This window comes from Paenibacillus dendritiformis, assembly GCF_021654795.1.
Classification (GTDB): domain Bacteria; phylum Bacillota; class Bacilli; order Paenibacillales; family Paenibacillaceae; genus Paenibacillus_B.
The window spans coordinates 764,344-790,785 of record NZ_AP025344.1 but is presented as its reverse complement, the minus strand read 5'-3'; the positions used below and the strand labels follow the sequence as shown (position 1 = coordinate 790,785).

27 protein-coding genes are annotated in these 26,442 nt (G+C 55.6%); 4 read left to right on the top strand and 23 right to left on the bottom strand.

Annotated features, from left to right (window positions below; all coding sequences use genetic code 11):
* Window position 1 precedes the first annotated feature (1 nt).
* Together L6439_RS03425 and L6439_RS03420 are read left to right on the top strand one after the other, a co-directional pair.
* On the top strand, window positions 2-286 hold the full coding sequence (locus tag L6439_RS03425; RefSeq protein WP_213470399.1) for a hypothetical protein: 285 nt from the start codon (window positions 2-4) through the stop codon (window positions 284-286).
* 107 nt (window positions 287-393) lie between these two features.
* Window positions 394-1,563, top strand: coding sequence for a protein kinase family protein (locus L6439_RS03420; RefSeq protein ID WP_213470397.1), 1,170 nt, complete (start codon window positions 394-396; stop codon window positions 1,561-1,563).
* Window positions 1,564-2,049: 486 nt separating this feature from the next.
* Here the strand turns inward: L6439_RS03420 and L6439_RS03415 are convergent, their stop codons facing one another.
* Both L6439_RS03415 and L6439_RS03410 read right to left on the bottom strand, forming a co-directional pair.
* A complete protein-coding gene (locus tag L6439_RS03415) occupies window positions 2,050-2,469 on the bottom strand; it encodes a tyrosine-type recombinase/integrase (protein WP_420540573.1) in 420 nt (139 codons plus the stop codon).
* A gap of 144 nt (window positions 2,470-2,613) precedes the next feature.
* Complete coding sequence (locus L6439_RS03410; protein ID WP_237096887.1) at window positions 2,614-2,799, bottom strand: site-specific integrase; 186 nt, start codon at window positions 2,797-2,799, stop codon at window positions 2,614-2,616.
* On the opposite strand from L6439_RS03410, the gene L6439_RS03405 reads away from it, so the two are divergent.
* Complete coding sequence (locus L6439_RS03405) at window positions 2,794-3,621, top strand: hypothetical protein (RefSeq protein ID WP_213470395.1); 828 nt, start codon at window positions 2,794-2,796, stop codon at window positions 3,619-3,621. The two genes, L6439_RS03410 and L6439_RS03405, sit on opposite strands and share 6 nt — an antisense overlap.
* A 321-nt stretch (window positions 3,622-3,942) precedes the next feature.
* Here L6439_RS03405 and L6439_RS03400 read toward each other — a convergent pair whose 3' ends face one another.
* The 5 genes from L6439_RS03400 to L6439_RS03380 all read right to left on the bottom strand — a co-directional run bounded on the left by L6439_RS03400 (window position 3,943) and on the right by L6439_RS03380 (window position 10,047).
* A complete protein-coding gene (locus L6439_RS03400) occupies window positions 3,943-5,202 on the bottom strand; it encodes an SEFIR domain-containing protein (protein ID WP_213470393.1) in 1,260 nt (419 codons plus the stop codon).
* Window positions 5,203-5,311: 109 nt separating this feature from the next.
* Window positions 5,312-6,868 (bottom strand): 23S rRNA (uracil(1939)-C(5))-methyltransferase RlmD, encoded by a 1,557-nt coding sequence (rlmD, locus tag L6439_RS03395; protein WP_213470391.1) that lies wholly within the window; start codon window positions 6,866-6,868, stop codon window positions 5,312-5,314.
* A gap of 792 nt (window positions 6,869-7,660) precedes the next feature.
* The gene (locus L6439_RS03390; protein ID WP_172878987.1) at window positions 7,661-8,575 is read right to left on the bottom strand and encodes a diacylglycerol kinase; all 915 of its coding nucleotides are present in this window, start codon (window positions 8,573-8,575) and stop codon (window positions 7,661-7,663) included.
* Between the two features lie 224 nt (window positions 8,576-8,799).
* Window positions 8,800-9,753, bottom strand: a complete 954-nt coding sequence (locus tag L6439_RS03385; RefSeq protein WP_213470388.1) for a sirohydrochlorin chelatase — start codon at window positions 9,751-9,753, stop codon at window positions 8,800-8,802.
* A gap of 3 nt (window positions 9,754-9,756) precedes the next feature.
* Window positions 9,757-10,047 carry a YerC/YecD family TrpR-related protein gene (locus L6439_RS03380; RefSeq protein WP_006678246.1) on the bottom strand — a complete coding sequence of 97 codons (291 nt, stop codon included), beginning with the start codon at window positions 10,045-10,047 and terminating at the stop codon, window positions 9,757-9,759.
* Between the two features lie 298 nt (window positions 10,048-10,345).
* Between L6439_RS03380 and L6439_RS03375 the strand changes: the two genes are divergently transcribed.
* Window positions 10,346-10,984, top strand: coding sequence for an oligopeptidase (locus tag L6439_RS03375; RefSeq protein ID WP_213470386.1), 639 nt, complete (start codon window positions 10,346-10,348; stop codon window positions 10,982-10,984).
* Between the two features lie 96 nt (window positions 10,985-11,080).
* On the opposite strand, the gene L6439_RS03370 is transcribed toward L6439_RS03375, so the two are convergent.
* The 16 genes from L6439_RS03370 to purS all read right to left on the bottom strand — a co-directional run bounded on the left by L6439_RS03370 (window position 11,081) and on the right by purS (window position 26,440).
* Entirely contained in the window at window positions 11,081-12,082 is a 1,002-nt protein-coding gene (locus L6439_RS03370) for an inorganic phosphate transporter (protein WP_168182857.1), read from the bottom strand.
* 97 nt (window positions 12,083-12,179) lie between these two features.
* Window positions 12,180-12,791 carry a DUF47 domain-containing protein gene (locus L6439_RS03365; RefSeq protein WP_168182856.1) on the bottom strand — a complete coding sequence of 204 codons (612 nt, stop codon included), beginning with the start codon at window positions 12,789-12,791 and terminating at the stop codon, window positions 12,180-12,182.
* A 431-nt stretch (window positions 12,792-13,222) separates the two neighbouring features.
* Window positions 13,223-14,053, bottom strand: coding sequence for an alpha/beta hydrolase (locus tag L6439_RS03360; protein ID WP_168182855.1), 831 nt, complete (start codon window positions 14,051-14,053; stop codon window positions 13,223-13,225).
* Window positions 14,054-14,365: 312 nt separating this feature from the next.
* Window positions 14,366-14,599 (bottom strand): hypothetical protein, encoded by a 234-nt coding sequence (locus tag L6439_RS03355; protein WP_168182854.1) that lies wholly within the window; start codon window positions 14,597-14,599, stop codon window positions 14,366-14,368.
* A 26-nt stretch (window positions 14,600-14,625) separates the two neighbouring features.
* A complete protein-coding gene (locus L6439_RS03350; protein ID WP_237096730.1) occupies window positions 14,626-14,856 on the bottom strand; it encodes a hypothetical protein in 231 nt (76 codons plus the stop codon).
* 77 nt (window positions 14,857-14,933) lie between these two features.
* Window positions 14,934-15,074 carry a hypothetical protein gene (locus L6439_RS03345; protein WP_213470382.1) on the bottom strand — a complete coding sequence of 47 codons (141 nt, stop codon included), beginning with the start codon at window positions 15,072-15,074 and terminating at the stop codon, window positions 14,934-14,936.
* 41 nt (window positions 15,075-15,115) lie between these two features.
* The gene (locus L6439_RS03340; RefSeq protein WP_168182851.1) at window positions 15,116-15,331 is read right to left on the bottom strand and encodes a hypothetical protein; all 216 of its coding nucleotides are present in this window, start codon (window positions 15,329-15,331) and stop codon (window positions 15,116-15,118) included.
* The gene (locus L6439_RS03335; protein WP_213470380.1) at window positions 15,307-15,495 is read right to left on the bottom strand and encodes a hypothetical protein; all 189 of its coding nucleotides are present in this window, start codon (window positions 15,493-15,495) and stop codon (window positions 15,307-15,309) included. Before L6439_RS03335 ends, L6439_RS03340 begins: the two co-directional genes overlap by 25 nt.
* A gap of 857 nt (window positions 15,496-16,352) precedes the next feature.
* Window positions 16,353-17,651 (bottom strand): phosphoribosylamine--glycine ligase, encoded by a 1,299-nt coding sequence (gene purD, locus L6439_RS03330; RefSeq protein ID WP_213470378.1) that lies wholly within the window; start codon window positions 17,649-17,651, stop codon window positions 16,353-16,355.
* Between the two features lie 69 nt (window positions 17,652-17,720).
* The gene (gene purH / locus L6439_RS03325; RefSeq protein ID WP_168182847.1) at window positions 17,721-19,268 is read right to left on the bottom strand and encodes a bifunctional phosphoribosylaminoimidazolecarboxamide formyltransferase/IMP cyclohydrolase; all 1,548 of its coding nucleotides are present in this window, start codon (window positions 19,266-19,268) and stop codon (window positions 17,721-17,723) included.
* A gap of 383 nt (window positions 19,269-19,651) precedes the next feature.
* Window positions 19,652-20,341 (bottom strand): phosphoribosylglycinamide formyltransferase, encoded by a 690-nt coding sequence (gene purN / locus L6439_RS03320; RefSeq protein WP_213470376.1) that lies wholly within the window; start codon window positions 20,339-20,341, stop codon window positions 19,652-19,654.
* A complete protein-coding gene (purM, locus tag L6439_RS03315) occupies window positions 20,341-21,381 on the bottom strand; it encodes a phosphoribosylformylglycinamidine cyclo-ligase (protein WP_168182846.1) in 1,041 nt (346 codons plus the stop codon). The genes purN and purM overlap by 1 nt, the downstream gene beginning before the upstream one ends.
* A 351-nt stretch (window positions 21,382-21,732) precedes the next feature.
* Window positions 21,733-23,211, bottom strand: a complete 1,479-nt coding sequence (purF, locus tag L6439_RS03310; RefSeq protein WP_213470374.1) for an amidophosphoribosyltransferase — start codon at window positions 23,209-23,211, stop codon at window positions 21,733-21,735.
* Window positions 23,196-25,442, bottom strand: coding sequence for a phosphoribosylformylglycinamidine synthase subunit PurL (gene purL / locus L6439_RS03305; RefSeq protein WP_213470540.1), 2,247 nt, complete (start codon window positions 25,440-25,442; stop codon window positions 23,196-23,198). Before purL ends, purF begins: the two co-directional genes overlap by 16 nt.
* Before the next feature lie 67 nt (window positions 25,443-25,509).
* Window positions 25,510-26,193 (bottom strand): phosphoribosylformylglycinamidine synthase subunit PurQ, encoded by a 684-nt coding sequence (purQ, locus tag L6439_RS03300; RefSeq protein WP_213470372.1) that lies wholly within the window; start codon window positions 26,191-26,193, stop codon window positions 25,510-25,512.
* 4 nt (window positions 26,194-26,197) lie between these two features.
* Complete coding sequence (purS, locus tag L6439_RS03295) at window positions 26,198-26,440, bottom strand: phosphoribosylformylglycinamidine synthase subunit PurS (protein WP_087443057.1); 243 nt, start codon at window positions 26,438-26,440, stop codon at window positions 26,198-26,200.
* Window positions 26,441-26,442: the final 2 nt, after the last annotated feature.

Genomic DNA, 26,442 nt, shown 5'->3' with positions numbered 1-26,442 from the left:
CATGGAAATTGAAAAAAGAAATAATATACTTGAAGCAATAAAGTGTTTGACAGGCAGCATTATGTCGTACGAAGACATTATGAATGAGTATAATGCTTTAACGCCTCCAAAGCGAACCTACATTTATTCAAAAGTTCATCAAATTGTAAAGCATATGTACGCGCCGTTTGATAAAGCTCAGCCCTTAATTGTTGTATCAATAAATGTTTTAGCAGCAGAAGAAAACATTGACCCCGCTGTTGCTCTACTCATTTATACGGATAAAAATAATAAAAAAACTCGATAGTATATAACACGTTAATCAAAAAACTATAAATGTCGTAGTATCCCTGTTTTGCACGGTGACTATTTCAATAAACCTATATCGTTTTTTATTAGGGAAGGGGGTATAAGATGAACATAGAAAATTATATTGAAGCGCAATATAGAGAACTGCTTTCTAACAGCACAATAAACGCAGAATTCTCAGAATTATACATCAGTGTAGAGCATGCAAGATTACGCGAGATACTGGCAACACTTCATTATGATTTTATTTCATTATTTAGAACTATGAACGAGCGACTTCCTACCAATGACAATGGTGCACATTTCTGGGCAGACCCTAGCAGGAAGCTAATAAAAACTATCGAAATAGCATTAAGCTTGTATACTGCTCTCAAAAATACAAAGCTTGCATTTGAGATAACTGAATATTATTTTGAGCTAATAAAGAAATGCCGCGATTTTTTAAGTTCAAGCGGCGGAAGCGCTCTCCCCCCGCATATGAAGAAAATAGATTTATATTATACTATACCGCTTTTTACTCCGAACAGTATTGTAACAATAGACCATCCTCAAACAACAAGATCATTTTCACTAAGACAAATTGGGAATGGTTCATACGCCAATGTTTATAAGTATCGGGATACGTTTTATGATAAAAATTTTGTGTTAAAACGAGCAAAAAAGGACTTAACACCAAAAGAACTTGAAAGATTTAGACGTGAATTTGACGAGATGAAAGAATTTTCGTCACCTTATATTCTTGAAGTCTATCAGTACAATGAAGCCAACAACGAATATATAATGGAATACATGGACTATACTCTTGATAGCTTCATCCAAAAAAATAATTCATCAATGGCAATAGGGTTACGAAAGAGTATTGTAAATCAAATTTTGCGGGCTTTTGAATATATCCACTCAAAGGATAGATTGCACAGAGATATTAGTCCAAAAAATATTTTACTGAAAGAGTACCACGATATTCATGTTGTGAAAATCGCAGATTTTGGTTTAGTTAAAGTCCCAGATAGCTCACTTACAACTGCTAACACTGAATTTAAGGGTTACTTCAATGACCCTTCTCTTGTTGTTGATGGATTTGATACTTATAGCATTCTGCATGAAACATATGCTTTAACAAGGATTGTTTATTTTGTGATGGCAGGAAAAACCAATACAGACGCAATACCTAATTTGAAGTTACGGGAGTTTGTAAATAAAGGACTACATCCAGATAAATCAATGCGTTTCAAAACAACAACTGAAATGGTTCACGCTTTTCGGACTATTTCTTAATAAAATCAATATGGGCACGACAGCCGTTAAAAAGCCGTCGCGCCCCGAATCTTCATAGATTGGATTAAGCGGTAGGGAACGTTTTGAAGGATTAATTAATGAATTAGATACGCAGTCTGAAAAGACAAAGGATTCAGTATTACTCTTATGGGATAATAATCGTAACTGGATAACTAGAGAAGTAACTGACGGTATAGAATTTTTAAAATTACAGAACTAAGTCCTTTACGCCCCTTCAAATATCAAATTGCAGGGGCTTTTATTTTTGGACAAGGAACGTATTGACTGAAATTTTCGTCGAATAGGAATGACGATGTGCGTACATCAACATTTCCAGAAAATTTGGCAGGGAGCATACGAGGGTAAACTTTGTCGCGACAACAAAAAGTAAAACAATCGCCACCGGGGTGGGGTCAAATTAGAAGCGTGTAGAAGCCCGTAGAACGTAAGATAAGAGCCGCCCTAATCAGGATGGCTCTGCTTGTATTAGTCCTTATAAAGCCCTTCAATGGCTCTTAGCTTGTCTTCTTCGGAGGGTTTGGAGTATCGCAGTATCATGTCTGCTGAACTATGACCGCTTAGTGATTGAATGACCGCTATATCTTCATTCGCCCTGACAAGCCCTGTGATGAACGTGTGGCGTAGTTGGTGAGCGTGTAGGTCATGTTGCTCTAAAAGATGCTGTACACTTCTAACGCTGATACGTTTGTCTCTATTGCTGATAAACAGGGCTTCATTATCGTCTGACCGTTCCTCAAGGTATTTCCTGATAGGCCACCTTGTATCAGCGTCCAAGGGCATTTTACGGGTTTTGTTGCCTTTACCTGACGTTACCCTCAACTCGCCTTTGCGTTCGCTTAAATCAACGTCTGACCTGTCTAGGGCAACCAGTTCGGATACCCTCAAGCCTGTATGAAGTAAAGTTTTGATGATGGCAAAATCACGTTTGTTACCGTCCCTGTCTACTTCTCGCTCAAGCCGCTTCCGCTCAAGCCTGTCAAGGGCTTTCGGGGCAGTTTGCTTGTAGTCGGGGGCTTTGATGATATGAATCTACTCAATACAACCCAACTTCTTAGCCCACCGACAGAACTTCTTAATGGCATTATAGACCTTATTAATGGTCGCGGCTGTCTTCTTTTTGCTTGCCATGTATGTAATGTACTGCTGAACGTCAGTACGGCTGAAATACTCTAAAGTAGTGCCGCAACCATCAAGCCACTGGTTGAACTTTTGCAGAGCATGGCGGTAAGTCTTTACCGTTGCTTCACTCTTACCCGTAACCCTTCATTGATGAACTGGTCTAGCATATCCATCTCTCCCCGTAAAAAGGGCTTAAATAATTCGAAAAACCCTTACTTCCATTATAGTTATTATCAGAGTAAACCTAACTTCTTTGCGGTGTGGCTTCTGCACAAGAAGCAATACGTTTGCCGCCATTTCAACGCTATGCTTTCCTTCAATCCTGCTAACCCACCATTTGAAGCATTGGAAATATTCAATATGATTGAGCCTGAGAGATGGAAGGTAAGCAGACTTGATATTGCTTTCGACTTCCTTACCCCTTATGATGACTGTTTTCTCTTGCCACCGCCGACTAACTTGAAGATTAGTCGATATGATTCAACGCTTTATTATGGGGCGGTCAATTCGCAATGCACAGTATGTCAGTACGACAAGCAGAAGCAACTGAAAGAAGTGAAAAGTATTGATTCTGTTCCACTGACTAGAATTGAGTTTCGATTCAAGCCCAAACTAAAGCCAATAACGGAGTATGAGTGGGAAGACTTCAAAAAGATGGCAGGATACCACTTCATACCTGATACACATGAAATGACAGGCTTGAGATGCTTACTGAAAAGTATCACTTGTGGGAAACGTGAATGGAGAGGAATAGGGAGGAAGGACAGGCAAAAGATAACGGCGGCGGTAAAGTCACAAACAGCGGACATGCTCACTATGTTCCTGACACATATTGAAGGGGATGTAGATGGATTTTTGCTTGACGGTCTTATCATTCCTGCTCTCGCACAAGAACTAATCTATCAGAATGTAGGATGAAAATAGGGGCGGCTATTGTTGCACGCCCTCAAAACGTCCATATTCAGTTTCTGAGAGTATACCTCATATAGACCTACCCCAGTGCCTATCCTTCGATTGAGAAAGCCTATGGAAGACTTTACAGGCGTTAGATGCGTATTCAATTTTCCTGAAATACGTGTCGGACGTAAATAACCGCCCTTATGGACGGTTATCCTGATAAGTTCAGCATTACTAAGTTATATGAATAATCGTTGCAAAACCTATATTTGCTTACCCAATAAGTGTAATGTGGACAGGGGCAATTTAAGAAAAGAAAAAAACAGGACAAGCACCGCAAGTCTAATACTTTTGAGCCTTCAATTGTTTCTGCCATTTATCCCATTCATGATTCAAAGTGTTCTGTATAATTTTATCCAATCTACTAAACCACAACAAAATGTCAGTTGAAGAAAAAGATTTGTCAAAGTCGTTTAGAACTTCATTAATAAATGATAATGATGGGTGGGATTCGCCTAAGAAGGATAAAGACTCCAAGGCAACGCTTTGTCTAATGGTCATAGCCCTGTTGAATAGTTCTTCCTCTGGTAACCTCGAAATAGTTTTCTTGTCTCTAATTTCTACAAGAATGTCTCGTAGGTTACCAGTATCATAATAAAACTTATACTGTGGTGGTACTTCTGGAAGGTAAATTGGTTCCCCCGGTTTAAAATAATAGACGGGATAATCATACTCTTGCTCATTCTTAACCATCTTGTGTATATCAGTTGGTCCACTCACTTCCCTTAACTCTTGAAGAAAATTCAACGGAGCTCTGCACCATTGCCAGTCTGCTTCGGGAATTGATAGTTTACTAAATTGTGTTTCTATGCTTTCATCCCATCTTCTCGAGTATGAGTCGTGGTAATGTGTGCCATGTATACATTCTCCATCATAGTTGTAGTAATACGCAACTACTGCCCAAGAATCATGACTCTGATATGAAATATCTGTATAATGCAAGAATCCTCTGGGTAATAACCAAATGACTCTTTCTTTATCGAAATTATTAAGCAATGGTCTAGTATTAGTAGGAGTAATTCGTTTTTCACTCTCAGATTCAAAGTCAGGTTTCTTTCCTCTGACTGGTGGTTTCAATAATGGTACTTCCCAAATAAGCCTTTCTAATTTTTTGTAATTACTCTCGAACTCTTCTTCTTTTATCATACCTAGTGCAAATCGACTGCTCATGAAGTCTGGAAGTAATAATTCATTGTGTTCATTTAATTCCAAAGCGATTGGGATGAACTTGTCTTGTTTATTGCTCCTATAGACCTCAGGAGTAATTATTCTAGTCTCAGTTCCTACTCCACCAGCTCTGTTATTAGCTTTATCACAGTAAGTTCTATCGCAAATGACTAATACCTTATCAGCATCTCTAATACTTTCTTCCATAAAATGAAATCTATCATGCCCTATCTCTCCATGCCATTGGTCAAGGATTACATCAACACCTGATTCAGCAACTAACTTTTCTGCTAGAGAAAGAACCCATTTTTTGTGCTTCTCCGAAGACCAACAATATGAAATAAAGACCTTTGGAATTTTCTCAGCACTTTCCATGTATAACTAAACCCCCTGCAATATTATGTTGTATATTCTACCATATTATTACTTTCAACAGACATATAAAAGCAGAGGGAACTCCCTCTGCTACGCCAATACATCTCTGCTATCTGTCTTTCCTCACCAACAGTGAACAGCACTCCACATGCGCCGTCTGCGGGAACATGTCCACCGGCTGCACCTCGGTTACGGTATATCCGCCATCCGCGAGCACTCGCAAATCCCTCGCCAACGTCGACGGATTGCAGGAGACGTACACAATCCGGTCAGGGCGCATAGCCAGCATCGTGTCCAGCAGCCCGGGATCGCACCCTTTGCGCGGCGGGTCGACGACGATGACATCTGGAGTGATGCCTTGCTCCTTCCACTGCGGGATGATCTCTTCGGCGGCGCCGACAGCGAACTCCGCATTCGTGATGCGGTTGAGTTCGGCGTTGCGTCGCGCATCGGCGATCGCTTCCTCCACGATCTCGACGCCGAGAACCCGCTTCGCGCGCTGCGCCAGGAACAGCGAGATGGTCCCGATGCCGCAGTAGGCGTCGATGACGGTCTCTTGTCCGCTCAGGCTGGCATACTCTACCGCTTTCTCATACAACACTTCCGTTTGAACCGGATTCACCTGATAGAACGATCGAGCGGATATTTTAAAAGCGATGTCCCCGATATAATCCGTAATATATTCCGAGCCCCACAAGACGCGGGTTTTGTCCCCCATGATAACATTCGTGCGCTTCGTGTTGATGTTCTGGCAGATGCTCGCCAACTGCGGCAACGCTTCAACCAGCTCGGCCACAAGCTCCGCTTCATGCGGGAGCTTCTCTCCGTTCGTCACGAGCGTAATCATCTGCTCGCCCGTACGGAAGCCGACGCGCATAATCGCATGGCGAAGGAGACCCGTGTGCGTCTCTTCGTTGTACGGCGCAATGCCATACTTGCGGGCAATCCGCTTTACCGCGCGCATGGCCTCATCATTCCGCTCATGCTGAAGCAAGCTTACATCCGTATCGATAATGCGGTGGCTCGCCTTGGCGAAATACCCGCCAATCAGCTCGCCCGTCCGCGGGTCGGCCCCGATAGGCATCTGACTTTTATTCCGGTAGCGCCAAGGCTGCTCCATCCCGATGACCGGCAGCACCTTAATCGGCGGCTGCCCGTCCGCGCCTCCATCCTCTGCTCCATGCTCTACCTGGAACTTGCCTATCCGCTCCAGCACATCGACGACATGCTGCCGCTTCCAGCGCAGCTGCTCGCCATATTTCAGATGCTGCAGCTGGCATCCCCCGTACGCATTCGCCGGCTGCTCCAGTTCCACCCGATGCGGGCTCGTGATGAGCCGTTCCAATACTTTGGCATAGCCGTACTGCTTCTTCACCTTCAGCACGAGCGCCCGCACTTGCTCGCCCGGCAGCGCGCCGCTGACGAACAGCGTGAAGCCGTCCACACGGCCGACGCCTTCGCCGTCATGGGTTAGCCCGATAATATCGAGCACGACCTCGTCATTCTTGCTTACCGGAGCCGAAGTCAATGCCTGTCCCGTCCGGCCGCGCTTCTTCGCCGCGGTCCCCTCCGCCGCTCCCATCCCGACCGATCTCGTCCTGGCCGTTGCCGCCGTTCCCCGATGTTTCCGGCGCTCCGCCCCGTTCCCTTGCTTTTTTCCTCTCACTACAACATCCTCCGCTCTCTCGGTTGCTATCCTCATGTCAAAAAATGCTCTCGATATGCCCTCTACCAGCCTAGACCGTCCCCCATGAACTTACAGCTAGACCTTTCGGGCCAACAAGAATGCACCGACTCACTTCATTTTCCCTTCAATAGCTGAAAAAATCCTGCAAAAATACAGCTCTCCCGCCGAGCCCTCTACTGAAAAAAAAGAATCCTGCAAATATACATCAATCTAACTCAATTCCGGCCTAGCTTTCGATTTTCCCTTCAAAAAGCTGCATCCTTGCAGCAATTCTACAAAATAGGCGTGAAGAAGCATGAAATTACTGCATATTTGCAGGATTCCCATAATTGACTGGATTTCACCCTTTCAAGCAAGTGCAGGAGACCGCCGTATCACACAATATCAACCTCCGCCTGCCTTCCCCTGCTTGTCCTATCTTATCAAAAAAAGACCTGACCCCGCCTCACCGGCAGCGGGCCAAGCCCTCCAGCTTCCGCAACACGCACGCTCCGGCCGATGCCATAACGCGGCCGTCAACGCCATAAGCCGCAGCCGCGCCCATCCCAGAGCGTAACGCAATCGGCTACAGCCAGTTCACAATGCCGCAACCGGGGGCTCCTTACGCAACGCCAGCCAAGGCCACACAACAATGGCCGCGACGCCATAGCCAGAGCTTGCGCCGCAGCTGAGGCCGCTGCATGACCCGCAGCAAGGGCACGTCGGCACTCGCGGCACGGGTGCTCCCCCCACCCTGCCGGGCCAGTCGCATACAAGCGCGGGATGCCGTTCCTACCTTTGCTCAGGCAGCTCCTCCGGAACGTCGGCAAATATCCGCAAATGGGACGGCAGCACCTGGAACGTCCCCGGCAGCAGGCCGCCGTATTCCCCGTCCAGATTGAGCTGCACCGTATCCGGCGACGTCACCGTCACCCGCTTCGACTGGACATGGATGATGAGCGGATCGAGAATATGATCCCCCCGGAGCGCCATTCCCGCCACGCGGATGAACTCCGCCAGGTTGCATTTCTTCAGCATGATGACATCGAACAGGCCGTCATCGATGCGCGCTCCCGGCGCCAGCTTCTCGAAGCCGCCGACCGAGTTCGTATTCGCAATCAGGAACAGCATGAATTCCTCATGGAAGACGCCATGGCCGTCCACCTCGATGCGCAGCTCCGTCGGCCGCAGGCTCGTCATCTTTTCCAGGCCCTTCATGTAATACGCCAGCTGCCCGATCATCGTCTTCAGCTTGCTGGGCACCTCATAAGTCAGCTCGGTCAGAGAACCGCCGCCCGCGATATTGATGAAATACGTGTTATTCGCCTGCCCCAGATCGATGACTCGCGTCTTCTGCCGGGTAATAATCGAGCAGGCGTCCTCCCAATGGCGGGGGATGCCCAGCGCACGGGCGAAATCATTCGTCGTGCCGAGCGGAATAATGCCGAGCGGCGGCCGCGACGGCTTGCCGGCCATGCCGTTGATGACCTCGTTCAGCGTGCCGTCCCCGCCGGCGGCGATGATCATGTCATAGCCCCGGTCGATCGCATCCGCCGCACTTGCGGTCGCGTCCCCCGCGCCATCCGTCGCATGCGCCGTCGCCTCGATGCCGGCGGAGTCCAGCATATGGAGAATGTCCGCCAGCCGCTTCTTCCCTTCCTCCCGCCCGGAAGTCGGGTTATAGATTAACCTTGCTTTTTTTATCATTCCTTAAGTCACCCGTTTGCATTCTATTCCCATTCCGGCGCCATGCCTGCTCCCGCAGCTCCCTGATCCCGGGCACCTTCACAGATTGATTACTTACTTGATTATACTATGGAAAATCCAACATATCACTGTGAAATGCGCCTTCGGGCATCTTCCCGATCTTGCCTAAGCCGACTGAGCTTGCCCTGGGCCCGCCGCCAGCGTCTGGCGTCCGGCCTCCGCCTTCAACTGCTCTCCCCCGTCATCCCGGCCAGCAGCCGTTCCCCTTCGCGGGAGAGCCATTCCACCAAGGCCGGATGCGGCAGCAGCGGGCGCCCGTCATAGAGCGCCGGCACATCGCCCAGCCGCTCGGGAATGACCCGCGCCGTGAAATAGCCGGTGCTGAGGAACACCGGCACCACCGCCACGCGCCGCTCCCGGCGGCCGATTCCCGCCCGGGCCGCGGCCTCGGCGAGCGCGGCGCGCGCCGCCAGCGTGCGATCGCCCGCCAGCAGGCCGGGCCCCGCATCCGCGGGCAGCACCGCCAGCGCCTGCTGCAGCTTGCGCGCCGCCTCGGCGATGTCCTCGCAGCAGAGCAGCGCGTGGGACGCCGCCGCGCAAGCGCCGCGCTGCACGAGCTGCCGCGCCAGGCGGCGCAGGCTCGCGTGCCAGCGCCCCGCGAACGGCTCGTGCCGGCTGCCATGCGCTACGAGCAGCGCCGCGTCGCCCGCGCCGGCGCCGAGGCCGCGCAAGCGGTCCTCCACCATGCGGAGGAGGACCGTGCCCGCCTCGGGCTCGCCATCCGGGCCCGCATAGCCCGGCCCGGCCCCGCCGCCAGGCACGGCGAACAAGGCCGCCCCGTCCAGCGGGCGGCCGTAGCGCACCTGCGCGCGCAGGCGGAACGGCGCCAGCTCCGTGTCGGCGAGCGGCGCCGATGTGACGCCGAGCGCATAGGCGATCTCATCGACATGCGTGCTTCCGCCCGAGACGAACAAAGGGATGACGCCAATCGCATCCGCCCCTTTCGCCTCCAGCTCATCGATGCCGTCCTGAATCGTCCGCCCCGGCACGCAGCCCAAAAAAGAAGAAGCGATCGGCACTCCTTCCGGCCACGCCGCCTGCGCCATCGCTTCATCCACCAGTGTAACCCAGGAACCGTCGGGAGAACCGTGGCTGATCACCAACAGGCCCGAGCGCATCGCTTAGCGCCCCAGACGTTCCAGCGTCATTTTATAGCCGTCATTGCCGTAATTCAAGCAACGCTTCACACGGGAGATCGTCGCCGTGCTCGCGCCCGTCTCCGCTTCAATCTGATTATAAGTGCAGCCCTTGCCCAACATCCGGGCGACCTCCAGCCGCTGGGATAAGGATTGGATTTCATTTACCGTACACAGATCATCAAAGAAAATATAGCACTCTTCGAGCGATTCCAGCGTCAAAATCGCTTCAAACAGCTGGTCGATCGATTTATCATTCAATTTCTTCAATTGCAACCTTATCCACTCCTACTTCTTCGCATGTAATTTCATTGTACTGCCTTTACATCGCCTTTTCAAGCGTTACCGTGTTCGTGCTTTAATGAATAAATGCATCCATAACAGCGCTTACATGGAGGATTGGGCGTCCACCCACGGGCGATCGTCCACACGTGTTGTTCGCCTACCACATACTGTATAGTAACCTATCCCCAATTACAATCCAAAATATAGCGATCGTGCAAAAAGTCATACATCCCATCTCCAGTCTCTTTTTAACACGCATGATGATTTTAAGAAAAAAGGTCGTGATGAGATGAAAGTTCCTCACCGCAATGGGCGGCCCGGCATGCCGGATCAGGTGGAGCTGATGTCGGTGCCCCGCATGCGCGGCCCCCATGCGACGCATTCCTCATCTCCCCTAGCCAGGGAGAGGGCGGCCCGGATGCAGGCCCGGGCCCGCCCCGGCGGCGGCCGGATGAGCATCCGCAGCTACAATGGCGCGCCTTCCGGATTGCCGGAAGGGTACCCGGAGCTGTCCGGTTATGCGCCTTACCCGCAAACGCCAATCGTCCCGTTCAATGCGGTTGCCGAGACGCCAATCGAGACGGCCGTTCAGCCGGATAAGAAGCTGCTGGGCAACTTCTCCATGGGCGATCTCAAATCGATGATCGACCGGCTCGGAGGCGTTGACGGCATTGTCGAAACGATGGGCAAGGTGCAGAAGATCATGAGCAGCGTCCAGCAGATTATGCCCGTAGCCAAAATGTTCATGGGAACCCTGTTGCCCGGCAAAGGAGGTGGCAAAAAGCTGAGCACCGCGGATGACGGTGACTACGAAGCCGCACCGCGCAGACGACGGAGATATTCGGGCGGCAGCCCCCGATCGGGAAGCGGCAACCGCCGAAGATCGGCGGACCGCCGCACAGGCAGCGCCTCACGGCGTAAAAGGTAGCCCCGCACCGCGAACGGCACTCGTCAAAACAGACAGGAAGCATAGCTCTCAGGCATATCAAAAAGCCGACTCCACCGAGCCGGCTTTTTCCCCTTTTTAATAGAACAAAAAGTCAATCAATTTGAGGATCAACATCGATAATCCCGCGCAGATCGGAATCGTAATGAACCAGGTCACCACGATGCGCCCGGCCACGCCCCACTTGACCGCCGAGAACCGCTTCGCCGAGCCTACCCCCAGAATGGCGGAGGTAATCGCATGCGTAGTGCTGATTGGCAAATGCGTAAGCGTGGCGGACATGATGACGGATGCAGCCGACAAATCCGCGGCAAAGCCGTTGATAGGCTCGATCTTGAATATCTTCGTGCCCATCGTCTTAATAATCTTCCAGCCCCCGATCGAGGTGCCGAGAGCCATCGCGGTGGCAGCCGCGAGCTTGACCCAGGTCTGAACCTCCATCTCCTGCTGCAGGCCGGCGGCGACCAGGGCGAACGTAATAATCCCCATCGCCTTCTGGGCATCGTTCGTGCCGTGCGTGAACGATTGGAAGGCCGCCGTAATGATCTGGCAGGTGCGGAACCCTTTATTCACGGTATGCGGACTGCGCCTGCCGAATATCCATTTCAATATCGTCATGACGATGTAACCGACGATGAATGCGATAATCGGCGAGATAATAAGTCCGATAACAATGCTGTTGAAGCCGCTCAGATTGAGCTTGTCGGCCCCGGCTCCCGCGAAGACCGCTCCGGCCAGCGCGCCGATGAGCGCGTGCGAGGACGAAGACGGAATCCCGAACCACCAGGTGACCAGGTTCCAAATAATCGCCGCGATAAGCGTGGCCGTCACAATCTCAAGCCCGTTGTCGAGCTGCGCCGGATCGGCGATGCTTCCCCCGATTGTCTTCGCGACCCCGGTGAAGGTCAACGCGCCGGCGAAATTCATCACCGCAGCCATAAGAATGGCCACGCGTGGGGGCAAAGCCCGCGTCGAGACCGACGTGGCGATGGCGTTCGCCGTGTCGTGGAACCCATTGATGAAGTCGAACGCCAGGGCCAGGAAGATCACGATCCCGATGACCCAAAAATTAACATCCATTCCCATTTATTCACGATTGCACAGAGCCGGCAGCCGGATGCGTCCGCGCAATCCCCAACCTCCTTCGTACCTTGGCTTACCTATGCTACGACAGTTATCAGGAATTCCGCATGACGATCGATTCGAGCTGATTCGCCACATCCTCGCAGCTGTCGGTCGTCTGCTCCAACCGTTCATAAATGTCTTTGCGCTTGATCAGTTCTATTGGATCGGTCACATCCGCGAACAGTGCCCGGATGCCGCGGCGGTAAATATCGTCAGCCGCATTTTCCAGCTCGTTGACCCGAATGTTGTGCTCGCGAATAGCCAGAAGTTTCTTTTCCGAGAGCAAGCGGATTGCCTTCTGAATCTCATAGGCGCTGCGCTTGATGACATCGGCAAATAATACGACAATCTCGTCCCGTTCAAGCAATTGGTACATGTCGAAACGCGAAGCGCTGGCCTCCATGCCGTCCAGAACATCGTCCAGCGCCGTCGTCAGCGCCATGATGTCTTCCCGCTCAATCGGCGTAATGAACACCTTGTTGAGCTCCGTCAAAATGGTGTGGGTATAAACGTCGCATTTGCTTTCCAGTTCTTTCATTTCCTTCGTGAACGATAAGACATCCTGCAGATCTTCTACCCCGTTTGCGAACGTTTCCGCTGCCTGGACGAGCGTATCCGCCATATTTTGCAGCGTTTCGAAAAACACGTCCTTTTTCTTGAACATTCCGCGATCTCCTTTGCAATCAATATTGCGTATGTGTGGTACTGCAAACTTTTCAAGCCTTACATATCTTATCACATGACCCGGTGGTTTTGTAAAGAAAACGTAAATGGAAAGTGAGCATTTGTCGAATCTTGTAGCCGAAGCCCGGCCTAGAAATCATGCTTTTTCGACAAGTTTCACAACTTTTCAAAAACCGCTGAAAAGAAACGTTTTCATTGCAAATTCACAGCCACCTGCTGTTTTTCATTCTTCTATTTTTCTTTTTTGGTATCTAGATTATGCTTTCCCCTGCGAAATGACTCCGCCGAAAGGCCAGACAGAAGCAGTTCACGACAAAAAACGGAGCAGCGCCCCGCGCTTGCTCCGTGATCCATTTCATTCGCCTGCCCTTACGGCGGGCGGTTCTTACATCCCCTGCAGCTGCGTTAAACTTAAATGCTCCAGTTCGCCCATTCTTCCTGGCGCTGCTCCCATCGCTTCAGCCACTGCAGCGTGCACTCGAACAGCTTCTCCCGGTGCTGTCCGCTCGAGTACGTATGGTCCGCCTGAAAGACGATCTCCTTGTCGCACTGTCCGTCGCCCCGCATCCAAAATATTTTCTGATAGAGAAAGCTGTAATCGGCCGGAATAACATCGTCGCTCGTCCCGTGCACAAGCAGCACGTCGCCGTTGAACTTCGGGGCCTCCTGGAACGGCTGATGCCTGCCGAGCGCATCGAAATACGTCCGGGTGAAGGCATAGCCCAAATAATCGGACTGCCCGCGCGTCACCGCTTCATCATAGCGTTCCCGGCCGATGATGCGCACAATATCGTTGAACGGATAGGCGACGGGCGACCAGAGAATAAGGCGCTTGACCCGCACATCGCGGACCGCGGTCAGCAGCGCGACCGCCCCGCCGAGACTATGCCCGATAATCGTGACCCGCTGCGGATCCACATTGCCGCACCCGAGCGCGTAATCCAGCACCGTCCCGGTCTGCTCGATCATATCATCCAGCCCGAGACGACCGTAATCCCCGGTGCTCTCTCCGCAGCCAGCGAAGTCGAAGCGCATGACGAGATGGCCGATCTCCGCCAGCCGGCGCGCCGCATTGACGAACAAGCGGTCGACCCCGATTCGGCTCCCGACGAAGCCGTGACAAATGATCGTGACCGGCACGCGCTTCTCCTCGCCCAGCTCATAAGGCGTACGCTCTCCCGGATAATGTATCGTAGCGGCCAACCGTTCATCCCGCCACCGGATATCGACATGTCGTTCCATCGCTTCTCCTCACCTTTCCCGCCGTAATGTTTTTGGTCCCCGGCATTCTCGCAGCGCTCGGCTCCCCGGTCTTCTCCCAGTTCCCCGCCAGTCACCCGATATCCAACCCGAAGAACAGCATATATCTCATAATTCCGATTAACCTACTATGTTATAGAACATAGTGTACTCCGGCTTCGCCCCGGTGTCAACCCAGGACGGTTAAGAATCACTCCTCCTAGCCGTCCGGCAACACGACAAAGCCGCAGCCTCCGCTTGCGCGGAACTGCGGCCTTCCCCCGGCTGCCCTGCCAAGGCAGAGCCGCCTATTCATCAATCGTACAGCCCGTAAGAACGCTGCACCATCTGATGTGTCTCCAACGTACCGTCAGACATGCCTGCATGCAAATGGTCACTGATGGCATCGGGATCGCCCTCGAATGAAGCATCGGCTTCCTCTGCTCGATGCATCGCTTCCATGGCAGAGGCTTCCTCCTGTCCCCGGGTATGCTCTTGGGACAAATACAACTGAGTCAACGCATGACCCAGCGGATACGGATCCTTCATCAGTCGCTCCTCCTGACGTACGTAGATTACGTCATTAGTATGAGGATCCGAACATAAATTATTCTCCCAGCTTCACGTTCCGATCGGGTCGAAATGCCATGGCACAGCATCGTCATCAACTGCTCGGCCAGCGTGCGCAGGCCGAAGCCGCCCTCCAGCCGCCCGGGCCGGGATTTCTTCATCGACAAAATGTAAAGCACCATGAGATGGGGCGACAGATCTTTGCGAACCTGCCCTGCCTGCTGCCCGCGGAACAAGGCTTTCCTCAAACGCGGGAATGACCCGGTTCTCCGATAGAACAGGAACCGCCGAAGCAAAGACCGGCCCCGTCTTGTCAATCATAACCTGATTCGGTTTCTCCGCTTTCCCGACTGCCAGCATGATCGATGCTGTAATTACGGATGAGATGAGTGCCTTCCTCCTCAATCACGACCTTGTCCCCCTCGGTTGCCGGTCCGTCATTGACACGATACACCGTCTTCCATCCCCCTCTCCCTTCATCGCCTGCCGTTAGCGTCACTGGCCGGGAGGACGGTTCCATGCATCATCGGCATCATCGCTCGTGACTGGCGGCGTCGTACCCTTCACGGTGGCCAGCACCTGCAAATACGGCCGATTCTCCGCGGCTTCCCGACTCTTCATGCTCGCATAGCGGCTATCGACTGTATCGATGCCGACGATATCGTCGCCGAGCGCAGGCTTCGGTTCTAGGCCGCCTCCTCTTCCGTCCAACTGTCATCCGCTACCGCATACGAACTGACGCCTCCCGGCAGATCCGTACTCCCGTACACCCACAATTTAGTGACATTTTCGATGCACTTTGCTTGGTCTCCCATCCAGTCAGGCTCGTCCTTTCCGCTCCTCTTTGCTTCGGTATCCCATCTGGTCAGGGGCATCCTTTCCGCTCCTCTTTACTTCGGTCTCCCATCTGGTCAGGCGCGCCCCTTCCGATGCACTTTGCTCAATCTCCCATCCAGTCAGGGATGTCCTTCCGCTCCTCTTTGCTCCGGTATCCCATCTGGTCAGGGGCATCCTTTCCGCTCCTCTTTACTTCGGTATCCCATTTGGTCAGGCTCGTCCTTTCCGATTCACTTTGCTCAGTCTCCCATCCAGTCAGGGGCGTCCTTTCCGCTCCTTTTTGCTCCGGTATCCCAACCAGTCAGGTACAGCCAGGCACGCCGTTGCGTGCCACCGGAACTCTAGCATCAGTTGTTCAAGAAAACAATTTGACCCTAACACTAACAAGAAAAAATCTCATTTCCCCATAAATGACTAAAATAATAATCATATCCTGAGTAACGGGGAGACTGCCCATAAGAGCTTGAACCCCCCAGTTGCATTCAGTTCGCGAACGGTACGAACAGAGATAAGAGAGGTTGCTATGCTCATAAAAACGTGTTCTCTCCATGCGTTTCCATTCAGGTAATATTTTCTGCATGAGATCCAGAACCAGTTCTTTCAAGACGGTGGTTCAGCTTCAATGCGATCTAAGGAAAGATTTTCTCCCTACAAGGTGAAAAGGACTTGGAAAACTCAGATCCTGAGTAACGGGGAGACTGCGCATAAGAGCTTAAAAACATCGATTCCCATGCGTGTACGCGAGACGTAATAAAAACGAGCTTCTCCCGCAAACAAAAAACCGCGGCTCCACAGCCACTGGTAAGCGGCCAAGAGTCACGGCTTTCTCTAATGAATTGTCGAAATAAAAGCAATTATCCAATCATGCCTGTTCTAATTTCGGGATACCGCCAGACTACCGGGTCCCCGCAGAACCGGCCGCCAGTGAGCGGTTGGCCTTGTCGCCGATGTCGGTCCGGTAATGCATTCCGGCAAAGTGAATCTGGCGCACCGCTTCATACGCATTGGCCTTCGCCGCCGCGAGATCCGGGGCGCGTCCGACGACGCCGAGCACCCGCCCGCCGTTCGTCCGCCACGTCCCGTCCTGATCCCGTACCGTCCCCGCGTGGAAGAGGAGCGCCCGCTTCGACGCTTCTTCCAGTCCGGTAATAACATCTCCTTTGCGATAGCTGCCCGGATAGCCTTCCGAGGCGACGATGACGCATACGGCGGCATCTTCGTGCCATTCGAGCTCGATCTGATCGAGCGTACCGTCGGTGCAAGCCCACAGCACGTCGAACAGATCCGTCTTCAAGCGGGGCAGCACCGCCTGCGTCTCCGGATCGCCGAAGCGAGCATTGAATTCGACCACCTTCGGCTCCCCTTCAGGCGTTATCATCAGTCCGGCGAAGAGCAGGCCGCGGAACGGGCGGCCTTCCGTAGCCATCGCCCGCACCGTCGGCTTGATCACCTGCTCGACCGCCCGCGTGAACACCTCTTCCGGGAATTGCGGCAGCGGGCTGTACGTGCCCATTCCGCCGGTATTCGGACCGGTGTCGCCGTCATAAGCGGGCTTATGATCTTGAGCCGGCACGCAGGGCAATACCGTCTCGCCGTCCACGAAAGCCAACACTGACATTTCCTGCCCCTGCATGAATTCTTCGATAACGACCCGGCTGCCCGAGGCGCCGAACTTGCCTTCAACCATTACCTCATTCAAGACCCGCTCCGCTTCTTCGACGGTCTGCACGATCGTGACGCCTTTGCCGGCGGCGAGACCATCCGCCTTGATAACGATTGGCATCGATTGCCCGCAAACATATTGCTTCGCCGCCTCCACATCCTCGAATGCGGCATAAGCGGCGGTCGGAATGCCGTAGGCGCGCAGCAGCTCCTTCATGAACACCTTGCTGCCCTCGATCTCAGCTGCCTTCCGGTCCGGACCGAATACCCTTACCCCGTGCGCCTGCAGCACATCAACGATGCCGTCCGCGAGCGGATCATCCGGGCCGACGACGACAAGATCGATGTCATGGTGGCGCGCATATTTCGCAATGCCTTCATAATCCGTCACTGAGAATGGAACCCGCTCCGCGACATTCTCCATCCCCGCATTGCCCGGAGCCACCAGCACCTTGCTGACCTTCGGGCTCTGCTTCAGCGCCCATGCCAGCGCATGCTCGCGCCCTCCTGAGCCGATGATCAATACTTTCATGTGATGAAGTCCCCCGTTCCTGTTATCTCCGCTTCAGCCGGTTCATGACCGTCCTGCCGCCTTTTCCTGTTAGTGCTTGAAATGACGCACGCCCGTCATCACCATCGCCATGCCGTTCCGGTTCGCCACCTCAATGGACTCTTCGTCGCGCACCGAACCGCCCGGCTGAATGACCGCCGTAATGCCCGCCGCCGCGGCAAGCTCCAGCGTATCGCCCATCGGGAAGAACGCATCCGATGCCAGCACCGCCCCGCGCGCCTTCTCTCCGGCTTGCTCGATCGCAATGCGCGCCGCGCCGACTCGGTTCATCTGGCCGGCGCCGATGCCGACCGTCATGCCATCCTTGACGAGCACAATCGCATTCGACTTCACATGCTTGACCACGTTCCAGCCGAACAACAGCTGCTCTACTTCCTCCGCAGACGGTTCCCTTTCCGTCGCCGTTTTCAAGGAAGCAGCATCAAGCGTATGCACATCGGTATCCTGCGCCAGCAATCCGCCCTCCACCGAAGTCAACTGCCGGGCCGCCTTGCGCTCCGACGGCGCAGGCTCCGCGCCGGTCCGGAGCAGGCGGATATTTTTCTTCTGCTTAAGGATGTCAAGCGCCTCTGGACTGAAATCGGGAGCAATGACGATTTCAAGGAAAATCTCATGCAGCCTTTCCGCCGTCTCGCGATCGATCGGCCGGTTCGCCGCTACGATGCCGCCGAAGATCGAGGTCGGATCCGATTCATACGCCTTGCGGTAAGCTTCGGCCACAGTACTGCCGATACCAACGCCGCACGGGTTCATATGCTTCACCGCCACGACAGCCGGATCCGCGAATTCGCCCACGATCGAGAGCGCCGCATTGGCATCGTTGATATTGTTATAGGAGAGCTCCTTGCCGTGAAGCTGCTCGGCCGTCGCGACGCTGCCCGCGCCCGCCAGCGGCTGGCGGTAAAATGCCGCCCCCTGATGCGGGTTCTCCCCATAGCGGAGCGGTTGCGCCAGCTCATAGGTGACGGTGAGCCGCTCCGGCCATGCCTCGCCGGTCTGCTTCGTCAAATAATCGGCAATGAGCGCGTCATACGCCGCCGTATGGCGGAATACCTTCGCCGCGAGGCGCTTCCGCGTCTCCAGCGTCGTATCTCCTTGCTGGCGGATTTCGTCCAGCACGCCCGCATAATCTGCCGCATCGACAACCACCGTCACATCGGCATGGTTCTTCGCGGCCGAACGAAGCATCGTCGGCCCGCCGATATCGATATTCTCGATTGCGTCCTCATAGCTTACGCCTGGCTTCGCAATCGTCTCCTGGAACGGATACAGGTTGACCGCCACCAGATCGATATAGGACAATCCGAGCTCTTCCATCTGGCGCGTATGCTCCGCGTTGCCGCGTACGGCCAAAAGGCCGCTATGCACAGCCGGGTGCAGCGTCTTCACGCGCCCGTCCATAATTTCCGGGAAGCCGGTCACCTCCGAAATGCCGATAACCGGAACGCCTTCGCTCTCCAGCAGCGACTTGGTGCCGCCCGTCGACACAAGCTCCACGCCGGCTTCCGCCAGGGCGCGGGCGAATTCCACAATCCCCGTCTTATCGGATACGCTGATTAGCGCTCTACGAATCGTCATTTTGCTCTCTCCCTTAATTCAAGTCGCCATTTCCAGGCCATCACTTATATTCCGTCAATAGCACTGTCTATTGTGTTGTCACAATCTAGTATGGTGCTCTCAATCTATTGGGGGTTATCGCAAGCTATTGCACGTTATCCCGTTTGCCTGTCTAAGACCGGCTGTTCTTCCTCTGGCAATTCTTCATTTGTATCTAAAAAGGCACTTTCTCCTGCTATCATTGTAATGCGTTAAAGAAACCCCGTCCAGATGCGATACTCTGCAATCCAGCTCCCCCCTTGGGAAACTCCTGCCCTCTACCAAAAGCATCATTTCCCCGGAAACAGAAGCCGTCACCTCGCAAGGCCTCTAGCCCCAATGAAACGGTACAGCGGTCAATTCCATCATGCTTTGTCTTCTTGACCGGCCCGTTGGCTGGTATGGGACCCGGCTAGCAGACTTCGCACCACCCGCGGGTAAATGCGATGTTCCACCTCCTGAATCTTGGCGAGCAGCGATTCATGTGTATCGTCTTCGCCAATCGCGACCGCCTCCTGCGCCACGATCGGCCCCGTATCCATCCCGGCATCGACCAGATGCACGGTCACTCCCGTCACCTTCACGCCGTAATCCAGCGCCTGGCGTACCGCGTGCAGGCCCGGAAAGCTCGGGAGCAAGGAGGGATGGATATTGAGGATGCGGCCTTCATACGCTTCCAGCAGCACCGGGGTGACGAGCCGCATATACCCGGCCAGCGCGATCCATTGCACGCCATGCCGCCCCAGCGTCCGCAGGACATCGCGTTCGTAATGGCCGCGGGTCTCGTAGCGCTTCGGCTCGAACACCGCGGCCGGCACGCCGGCTTCGCGGGCCCGCTCCAGCACGCGGGCTCCGGTCTTGTCGCACACGAGCAGCGCGACCTCCCCGCCGAGACGCCCCGCCCGAGACGCCTCGGCCAGCGCCTGGAAGTTCGAGCCCGAGCCGGAGGCGAACACGGCAATGCGCGGCAGAGAGGAGGCGCCGGCGGACGGTGCGATTTGCAGCGCCCCCGTGCCGGCGTACTCCGCCTCCTGCCCTTCATATCCTGTGCGCATCAGCAGCCCACCTCCGGAATCCGAACCTGGCGTGCCCCTTTCGTCACCGTGCCGATGCGGTATACCGCCTCGCCCTGCTCCGCCAGGCATGCCTCCGCAGCAGCCGCTTCATCCGCGCTAACTGCGACGACCATGCCGATGCCCATATTGAATGTCGTGAACAGCTCCGGCCAGGTCAAGCCTCCGATCTCGCGGCTGAGGCGGAACACTTCCGGGATCGGCCATGTGCCGTAATCGATGTGGGCCGCCGTCCCTTCCGGCAGCATGCGCGGAATATTTTCGAGGAAGCCGCCGCCCGTAATATGGGCCGCTCCCTTGACCGTCACCCGCTTCATCAGCTCCAACAGCGGGCGCACATAGATGCGCGTCGGCTCGAGCAGCACATCGACCAGCGCGCGTCCGTCCGGCGTCACCCGCGCATCCAGAGTGTAACCGGCCTGCTCCAGGAACAGCTTTCGCACGAGCGAGTAACCATTGCTGTGGAAGCCGCTGGAGGCGAGTCCGAGCAGCACATCGCCCGGGAGGATGTTCTCGCCCGTGATGAGGCGGCGCTTCTCGACGACGCCGACGCTGAAGCCGGCAATATCATACTCGCCCGGCGCGTACATCCCCGGCATCTCCGCCGTCTCGCCGCCGATGAGGGCGCAGCCCGCCATCCGGCAGCCTTCGGCGATGCCGCTGACGATCGCTTCGATGCGCTCGGGCACAACCTGGCCGCAAGCCAAGTAATCGAGGAAGAACAGCGGCTCTGCCCCCTGTACGACAATATCGTTGACGCACATGGCCACCGCATCGATGCCGATCGTGTCATGCCGATCCGCCGCGAAGGCGAGCATCAGCTTCGTCCCTATGCCATCGGTGCCCGAGACGAGCACAGGCTCCTCATACTTTTTCGCATCCAATCCGAAGAGCGCCCCGAATCCTCCCAGACCCGACAGCACCTCCGGCCGAAATGTGCGCTGCACATGCTTTTTCATCCGCTCCACAGCTTCGTTGCCTGCCGCGATGTCGACCCCGGCTTGCTTATAAGCTTCAGACATAACCTATGCGTCTCCCCTCTCCGGTTCGCCCCGCTTTTTGCGGGACACTCTCCTCCTGCAATTTCCGCAGTTCCAGCCCTGACTCCTACGATGCTTCCCTGCACCTCATTTTCTGCCGCTTCTTATCCCCCTGATGCCGCCGCCAACAGCATCTCGTTGTACCGTCTGACTAAAGGCAATGCCCGAAAAATCATCCTGCCGCAGTCATAACCGAATCAAGCATTTCAGTGCGTTCGACCCGGCGGTCGTTCGTCTTCCCTTTTCTTCCTTGGTGTCTTGGTGTCTATGTCTCTGTAGATTTCCAATAGGCCATTAGGAGTCGGCTTAATAAGCCGCTTGGGCCCTAAGGCCTTACCGCCGGACGGACGCCGCCGCCTCCTCCGCGCCTGCCGCGACGCGCGCGCCGAACAGCTCCGTCGGATAATTATCATCGAAGCAGGCGAGGCACAAGCCGCCGCTCGGCTTATCCGCATAGCTGCCGCCGATCGCCTCAATCATCCCTTCCTTCGACAGGAAGGCGAGCGAATCGGCGCCGATCAGCTTCCGCATCTCCTCTTCCGTATGAAGATGAGCGAGCAGATCCTCGCTCTTCGGCGTGTCGATGCCATAGAAGCACGGATGGCGGAACGGCGGCGAGGCGATGCGCAGATGCACCTCCCGCGCCCCGGCTTCGCGCAGCATATTGACGATCCGGCGCGACGTCGTGCCGCGCACGATCGAGTCGTCAATGAGGACGACCCTCTGGCCTTCGACGACGCTCCGCACGGCGCTTAGCTTCATTTTGACGCCCTGCTCGCGCAGCTCCTGGCTCGGCTGAATGAACGTTCTGCCGGTATATTTGCTTTTGATAAGTCCCATTTCATAGGGAATCCCCGTCTTCTCCGCGTAGCCGATCGCCGCCGAAATACTGGAGTCGGGCACGCCTGTCACGATATCCGCCTCGACGAACGCCTCCTCCGCCAGCTTCATCCCCATATGCTTGCGGGCGGTATGCAGGTTCACCTCATGCAGTTGGCTGTCCGGACGCGAGAAATAGATGAATTCCATCGCGCACAGCGAATGCTTCGCCCCCGGCGCGAACCGTTCCGACCGGTGGCCCCACGCATCGACGACGACGAGTTCGCCCGGCTCCAGAGGGCGGACCAGCTCCGCTCCGATCGCCTCCAGGGCGCATGTCTCGGAGGCGAACACATAAGCGTCGCCGAGGCGGCCCATCACAATCGGGCGCAGCCCGTGCGGATCGGAGGCCGCCAGCAGCCGGTCATTGGTCATCAGCAGGAAGGCGAAGCCTCCGACCAGCTCCTTCAGCGCTTCCTTCGCGGCCTGCACGAAGTCATGCTCCGAGCGGGCAATCAGGTGCGCGATGACCTCGGTATCGCTCGTCGTCTGGAAGATGGAGCCCTTCTGCTCCAGCCCGTGGCGGATGCGCGGGGCATTCACGATATTGCCGTTCGTCGCGACCGCCAGCTCGCCGTCCCGCGTCTTGAAGACGAGCGGCTGCGCGTTCGCCAGCCGGCTGTCGCCGGATGTCGAGTAGCGGACATGGCCGATCGCCCGATCGCCTTCCAGTTCCGCGAGCCGTTCGGCGTCGAACACTTCCTTCACCAGCCCCATTCCACGGTGATAGCGGAACGAATCTCCGCCGGAGACGCAGATGCCCGCGCTCTCCTCTCCCCGGTGCTGCAGCGTGTGCAGCCCGTAGTACGTCAGCGTGGACGCGTCCTTGTAGCCGTAGACGCCGAAAATGCCGCATTCCTCTTTCAACCGATCGAACGGGCCTTCCCGGCCGCTGCCCTCGTTATAATAAGCCCCGCTTATTGCATAAGACATGGGATCGCATCCTTCCATACCCGCTCCGCTTCGTGGACCGGGAGATCGATTGCCGGACTGCCATTGACCCGAATGACGATCTGCTCGCCGCCGACCCGCCCCAGCCCCTCGACCGGGATGCCCGCTGCCGCACAGCGCGCCTGCGCCTCTTCGGCCCGCTCCGGCTGGACCGAGAGCAGAATGCGCGATTGGCTCTCGCTGAACAGCGCGATATCGGTCCGCAGATCGGCCGCTTCCAGCTCCAGCACAGCCCCGATGCCGCCGCTGATGCAGCATTCCGCGAAGGCCGCCGCCAGCCCGCCATCCGATACATCATGGGCCGACTGCACGAGACCGTCCTGAATGAGCGCCAGCACCGTCCGCTGCAGGCGCAGCTCGGTCTCGAGATCGACCTCCGGCGGACGGCCTTCCGCTACACCATGGACGACTGACTGGAACTCGCTGCCGCCCAGCTCCGCCTTCGTCCGGCCCAGCAGCAGCACGGCATCGCCTTCGCGCTTGAAGCCCTGCGTCGTAATATGATCCGCATCATGCACGAGTCCGACCATGCCGACGACCGGCGTCGGATAGATCGATCCGTGGGCATTTTCGTTGTAGAGACTGACATTGCCGCCGATGACCGGCGTATTCAGCATACGGCACGCTTCCGCCATGCCGTCGACCGCTTGCTCCATCTGCCAGAAGTTCTCCGGCTTCTCCGGATTCCCGAAATTCAGGTTGTCGGTAATAGCGAGCGGCTCGGCGCCCGAGCATACGATATTGCGCGCCGCCTCGCATACCGCGATGCGTCCGCCCATGAGCGGATCGAGCATCACATAGCGGCCGTTGCAGTCCGTCGTCATCGCGAGCGCCTTGCGCGTCCCGCGCACGAGCACGACCGCCGCGTCCGAGCCCGGCGTCACCGCCGTGCTGGCGCGCACCATGCTGTCATATTGGCGGTACACCCATTCCTTGCTGGCGACGGAAGGAGAGGCCAGTACTTGCAGCAGCGCCGCATTGACGTCCGTGACCTCCGGATATCCGGCCGTATCGACCGCCTGGTTGGCCGCATAGCTCGCCGGCTCCTGCGACGGCTTGTGATAGACCGGGCATTCATCGACAAGGCCCCGGACCGGCATATCGGCGACCACCTCGCCGTCGAACAGCAGGCGCAGCCGGCCGTCGTCCGTCACGCGCCCGACCTTGCGGCAGATGACGCCCCAGCGCTCGAATATTTCCATCGCGATCGGCTCGTTGTGCTCCTCGATGACGAACAGCATCCGCTCCTGCGATTCGGACAGCATCATCTCATATGGAGTCATGCCCGTCTCCCGCTGCGGCACCTCGTCGAGCACCAGCTCCAGCCCGTTGCCCGCCTTGCTCGCCATCTCGGCGCTGGAGCAGGTCAGTCCCGCCGCGCCCATATCCTGAATCCCGATGACGATGCCGGACTGGATCAGCTCCAGACACGATTCCATCACCAGCTTTTCCATGAACGGATCGCCGACCTGAACTGCCGGGCGCTTCGCTTCCGACTCGGCCGTCAGCTCCTCCGAAGCGAACGTCGCGCCATGAATCCCGTCGCGTCCCGTCGGAGGACCGACATAATAGACCGGGTTGCCGACGCCGCTGGCGACGCCCTTCTGAATATCCTCATGATTGATCAAGCCGACGCACATCGCATTGACAAGCGGATTCCCGGCATAGCTGTCGTCGAACACGACCTCGCCCCCGACCGTCGGGATGCCGATGCAGTTGCCGTAGCCGGCGATGCCCGCGACGACATGCTCGAACAAATATTTGACCCGCTCCTCCTTCAAGCTCCCGAAGCGCAGCGAATTAAGCAGGGCCACCGGCCGGGCCCCCATCGAGAAAATGTCGCGAATAATCCCGCCCACGCCCGTCGCCGCGCCTTGGTAAGGCTCGATGGCGGACGGATGGTTGTGGCTTTCGATTTTGAACACGACGGCCTGGCCGTCGCCGATATCGACGATGCCCGCGCCTTCGCCCGGACCGACCAGCACCCGCTCGCCCGTCGTCGGGAACCGCTTCAGAAGCGGCTTCGAGTTTTTGTACGCGCAATGCTCCGACCACATGACGCTGAACACGCCGATCTCGGTATAATTCGGACGGCGTCCGAGCAGTCCGCACATCAGCTCGTACTCGTCATCCGTGACACCCATGCCCGCATACAGCCGCTCGGCCGCAATCTGATCCGGAGACGGCTCCCGCCGCATATTATCGCGGGCCATCTCCAGCGACTGCCGCTTCCGGCGCGCTTCCTGTTCTGCCCGTTCCGCCGCTGCGGCGGTCGTATTGTTACGCGTTGACTGCATGCTTCTCCCTCCAAGCGTTCAAAATCGACGTGAACATCCGGCTGCCGTCTTCGGAACCGAGCCAGGCGCTGACCGCGCGCTCCGGATGGGGCATCATGCCGAGCACATTGCCGGCTTCATTGCAGATGCCCGCAATATCCTCAATCGAGCCGTTCGGATTGTCTTCGTAGGTGAACACGATCTGCCCCCGCTCCTTCAAGCGGCGCAAGGTCTCTTCGTCACAATAATAATTGCCTTCCCCATGGGCAATCGGGATATTGACCACTTCGCCCTGGCCGTATTCGGCCGTGAAGGGCGTATCGCGGCGGGCGACCCGAATCGGAGCCGCATGGCAGCGGAACTGCAGTCCGACATTGCGCCGCAGCGTGCCCGGCAGCAGCCCCGCCTCCGTTAGAATCTGGAAGCCGTTGCAAATGCCAAGCACATAGACGCCCTCCCGCGCCGCCTGCTCGACCGCCTTCATCACCGGCGCGAAGCGGGCGATGGCCCCGCAGCGCAAATAATCGCCGTAAGAGAAGCCGCCCGGCACGATGATCAGATCGTAGCCGGCCAGATCCGTCGCCGTATGCCAGACGCGGTCCGCCTCGATTCCCATCGTATCCTGGACCGCATGCACGCAATCCATATCACAGTTCGATCCCGGAAAAACAAGTACAGCCACCTTCATCGCCCTACGCCTCCAATTCGTATCGGTAATCTTCCACGACCGGATTGGACAGCAGCACCTTGCACATCCGTTCGACCTGTTCCTTCGCTTCGGCTTCATTCGCCGCCGCGAGCTCGAATTCCATATACTTGCCGATGCGCATATGCTCCACGCCTTCATACCCCATCGAATGCATCGCCCGCTCCACGGCGGCGCCTTGAGGGTCAAGCACGTTCGCCTTCGTCGTTACAATCACTTTTACCTTCACTG

Coding starts and splice junctions, on each gene's coding strand:
- L6439_RS03425 (WP_213470399.1), top strand. CDS start 2: ATGGAAATTGAAAAAAGAAATAATATACTTGAAGCAATAAAGTGTTTG.
- L6439_RS03420 (WP_213470397.1), top strand. CDS start 394: ATGAACATAGAAAATTATATTGAAGCGCAATATAGAGAACTGCTTTCT.
- L6439_RS03400 (WP_213470393.1), bottom strand. CDS start 5,202: ATGGAAAGTGCTGAGAAAATTCCAAAGGTCTTTATTTCATATTGTTGG.
- L6439_RS03390 (WP_172878987.1), bottom strand. CDS start 8,575: ATGATAAAAAAAGCAAGGTTAATCTATAACCCGACTTCCGGGCGGGAG.
- L6439_RS03385 (WP_213470388.1), bottom strand. CDS start 9,753: ATGCGCTCGGGCCTGTTGGTGATCAGCCACGGTTCTCCCGACGGTTCC.
- L6439_RS03375 (WP_213470386.1), top strand. CDS start 10,346: ATGAAAGTTCCTCACCGCAATGGGCGGCCCGGCATGCCGGATCAGGTG.
- L6439_RS03370 (WP_168182857.1), bottom strand. CDS start 12,082: ATGGATGTTAATTTTTGGGTCATCGGGATCGTGATCTTCCTGGCCCTG.
- L6439_RS03365 (WP_168182856.1), bottom strand. CDS start 12,791: ATGTTCAAGAAAAAGGACGTGTTTTTCGAAACGCTGCAAAATATGGCG.
- L6439_RS03360 (WP_168182855.1), bottom strand. CDS start 14,053: ATGGAACGACATGTCGATATCCGGTGGCGGGATGAACGGTTGGCCGCT.
- L6439_RS03355 (WP_168182854.1), bottom strand. CDS start 14,599: ATGAAGGATCCGTATCCGCTGGGTCATGCGTTGACTCAGTTGTATTTG.
- L6439_RS03335 (WP_213470380.1), bottom strand. CDS start 15,495: ATGCCCCTGACCAGATGGGATACCGAAGCAAAGAGGAGCGGAAAGGAC.
- purD (WP_213470378.1), bottom strand. CDS start 17,651: ATGAAAGTATTGATCATCGGCTCAGGAGGGCGCGAGCATGCGCTGGCA.
- purH (WP_168182847.1), bottom strand. CDS start 19,268: ATGACGATTCGTAGAGCGCTAATCAGCGTATCCGATAAGACGGGGATT.
- purN (WP_213470376.1), bottom strand. CDS start 20,341: ATGCGCACAGGATATGAAGGGCAGGAGGCGGAGTACGCCGGCACGGGG.
- purM (WP_168182846.1), bottom strand. CDS start 21,381: ATGTCTGAAGCTTATAAGCAAGCCGGGGTCGACATCGCGGCAGGCAAC.
- purF (WP_213470374.1), bottom strand. CDS start 23,211: ATGTCTTATGCAATAAGCGGGGCTTATTATAACGAGGGCAGCGGCCGG.
- purL (WP_213470540.1), bottom strand. CDS start 25,442: ATGGCCCGCGATAATATGCGGCGGGAGCCGTCTCCGGATCAGATTGCG.
- purQ (WP_213470372.1), bottom strand. CDS start 26,193: ATGAAGGTGGCTGTACTTGTTTTTCCGGGATCGAACTGTGATATGGAT.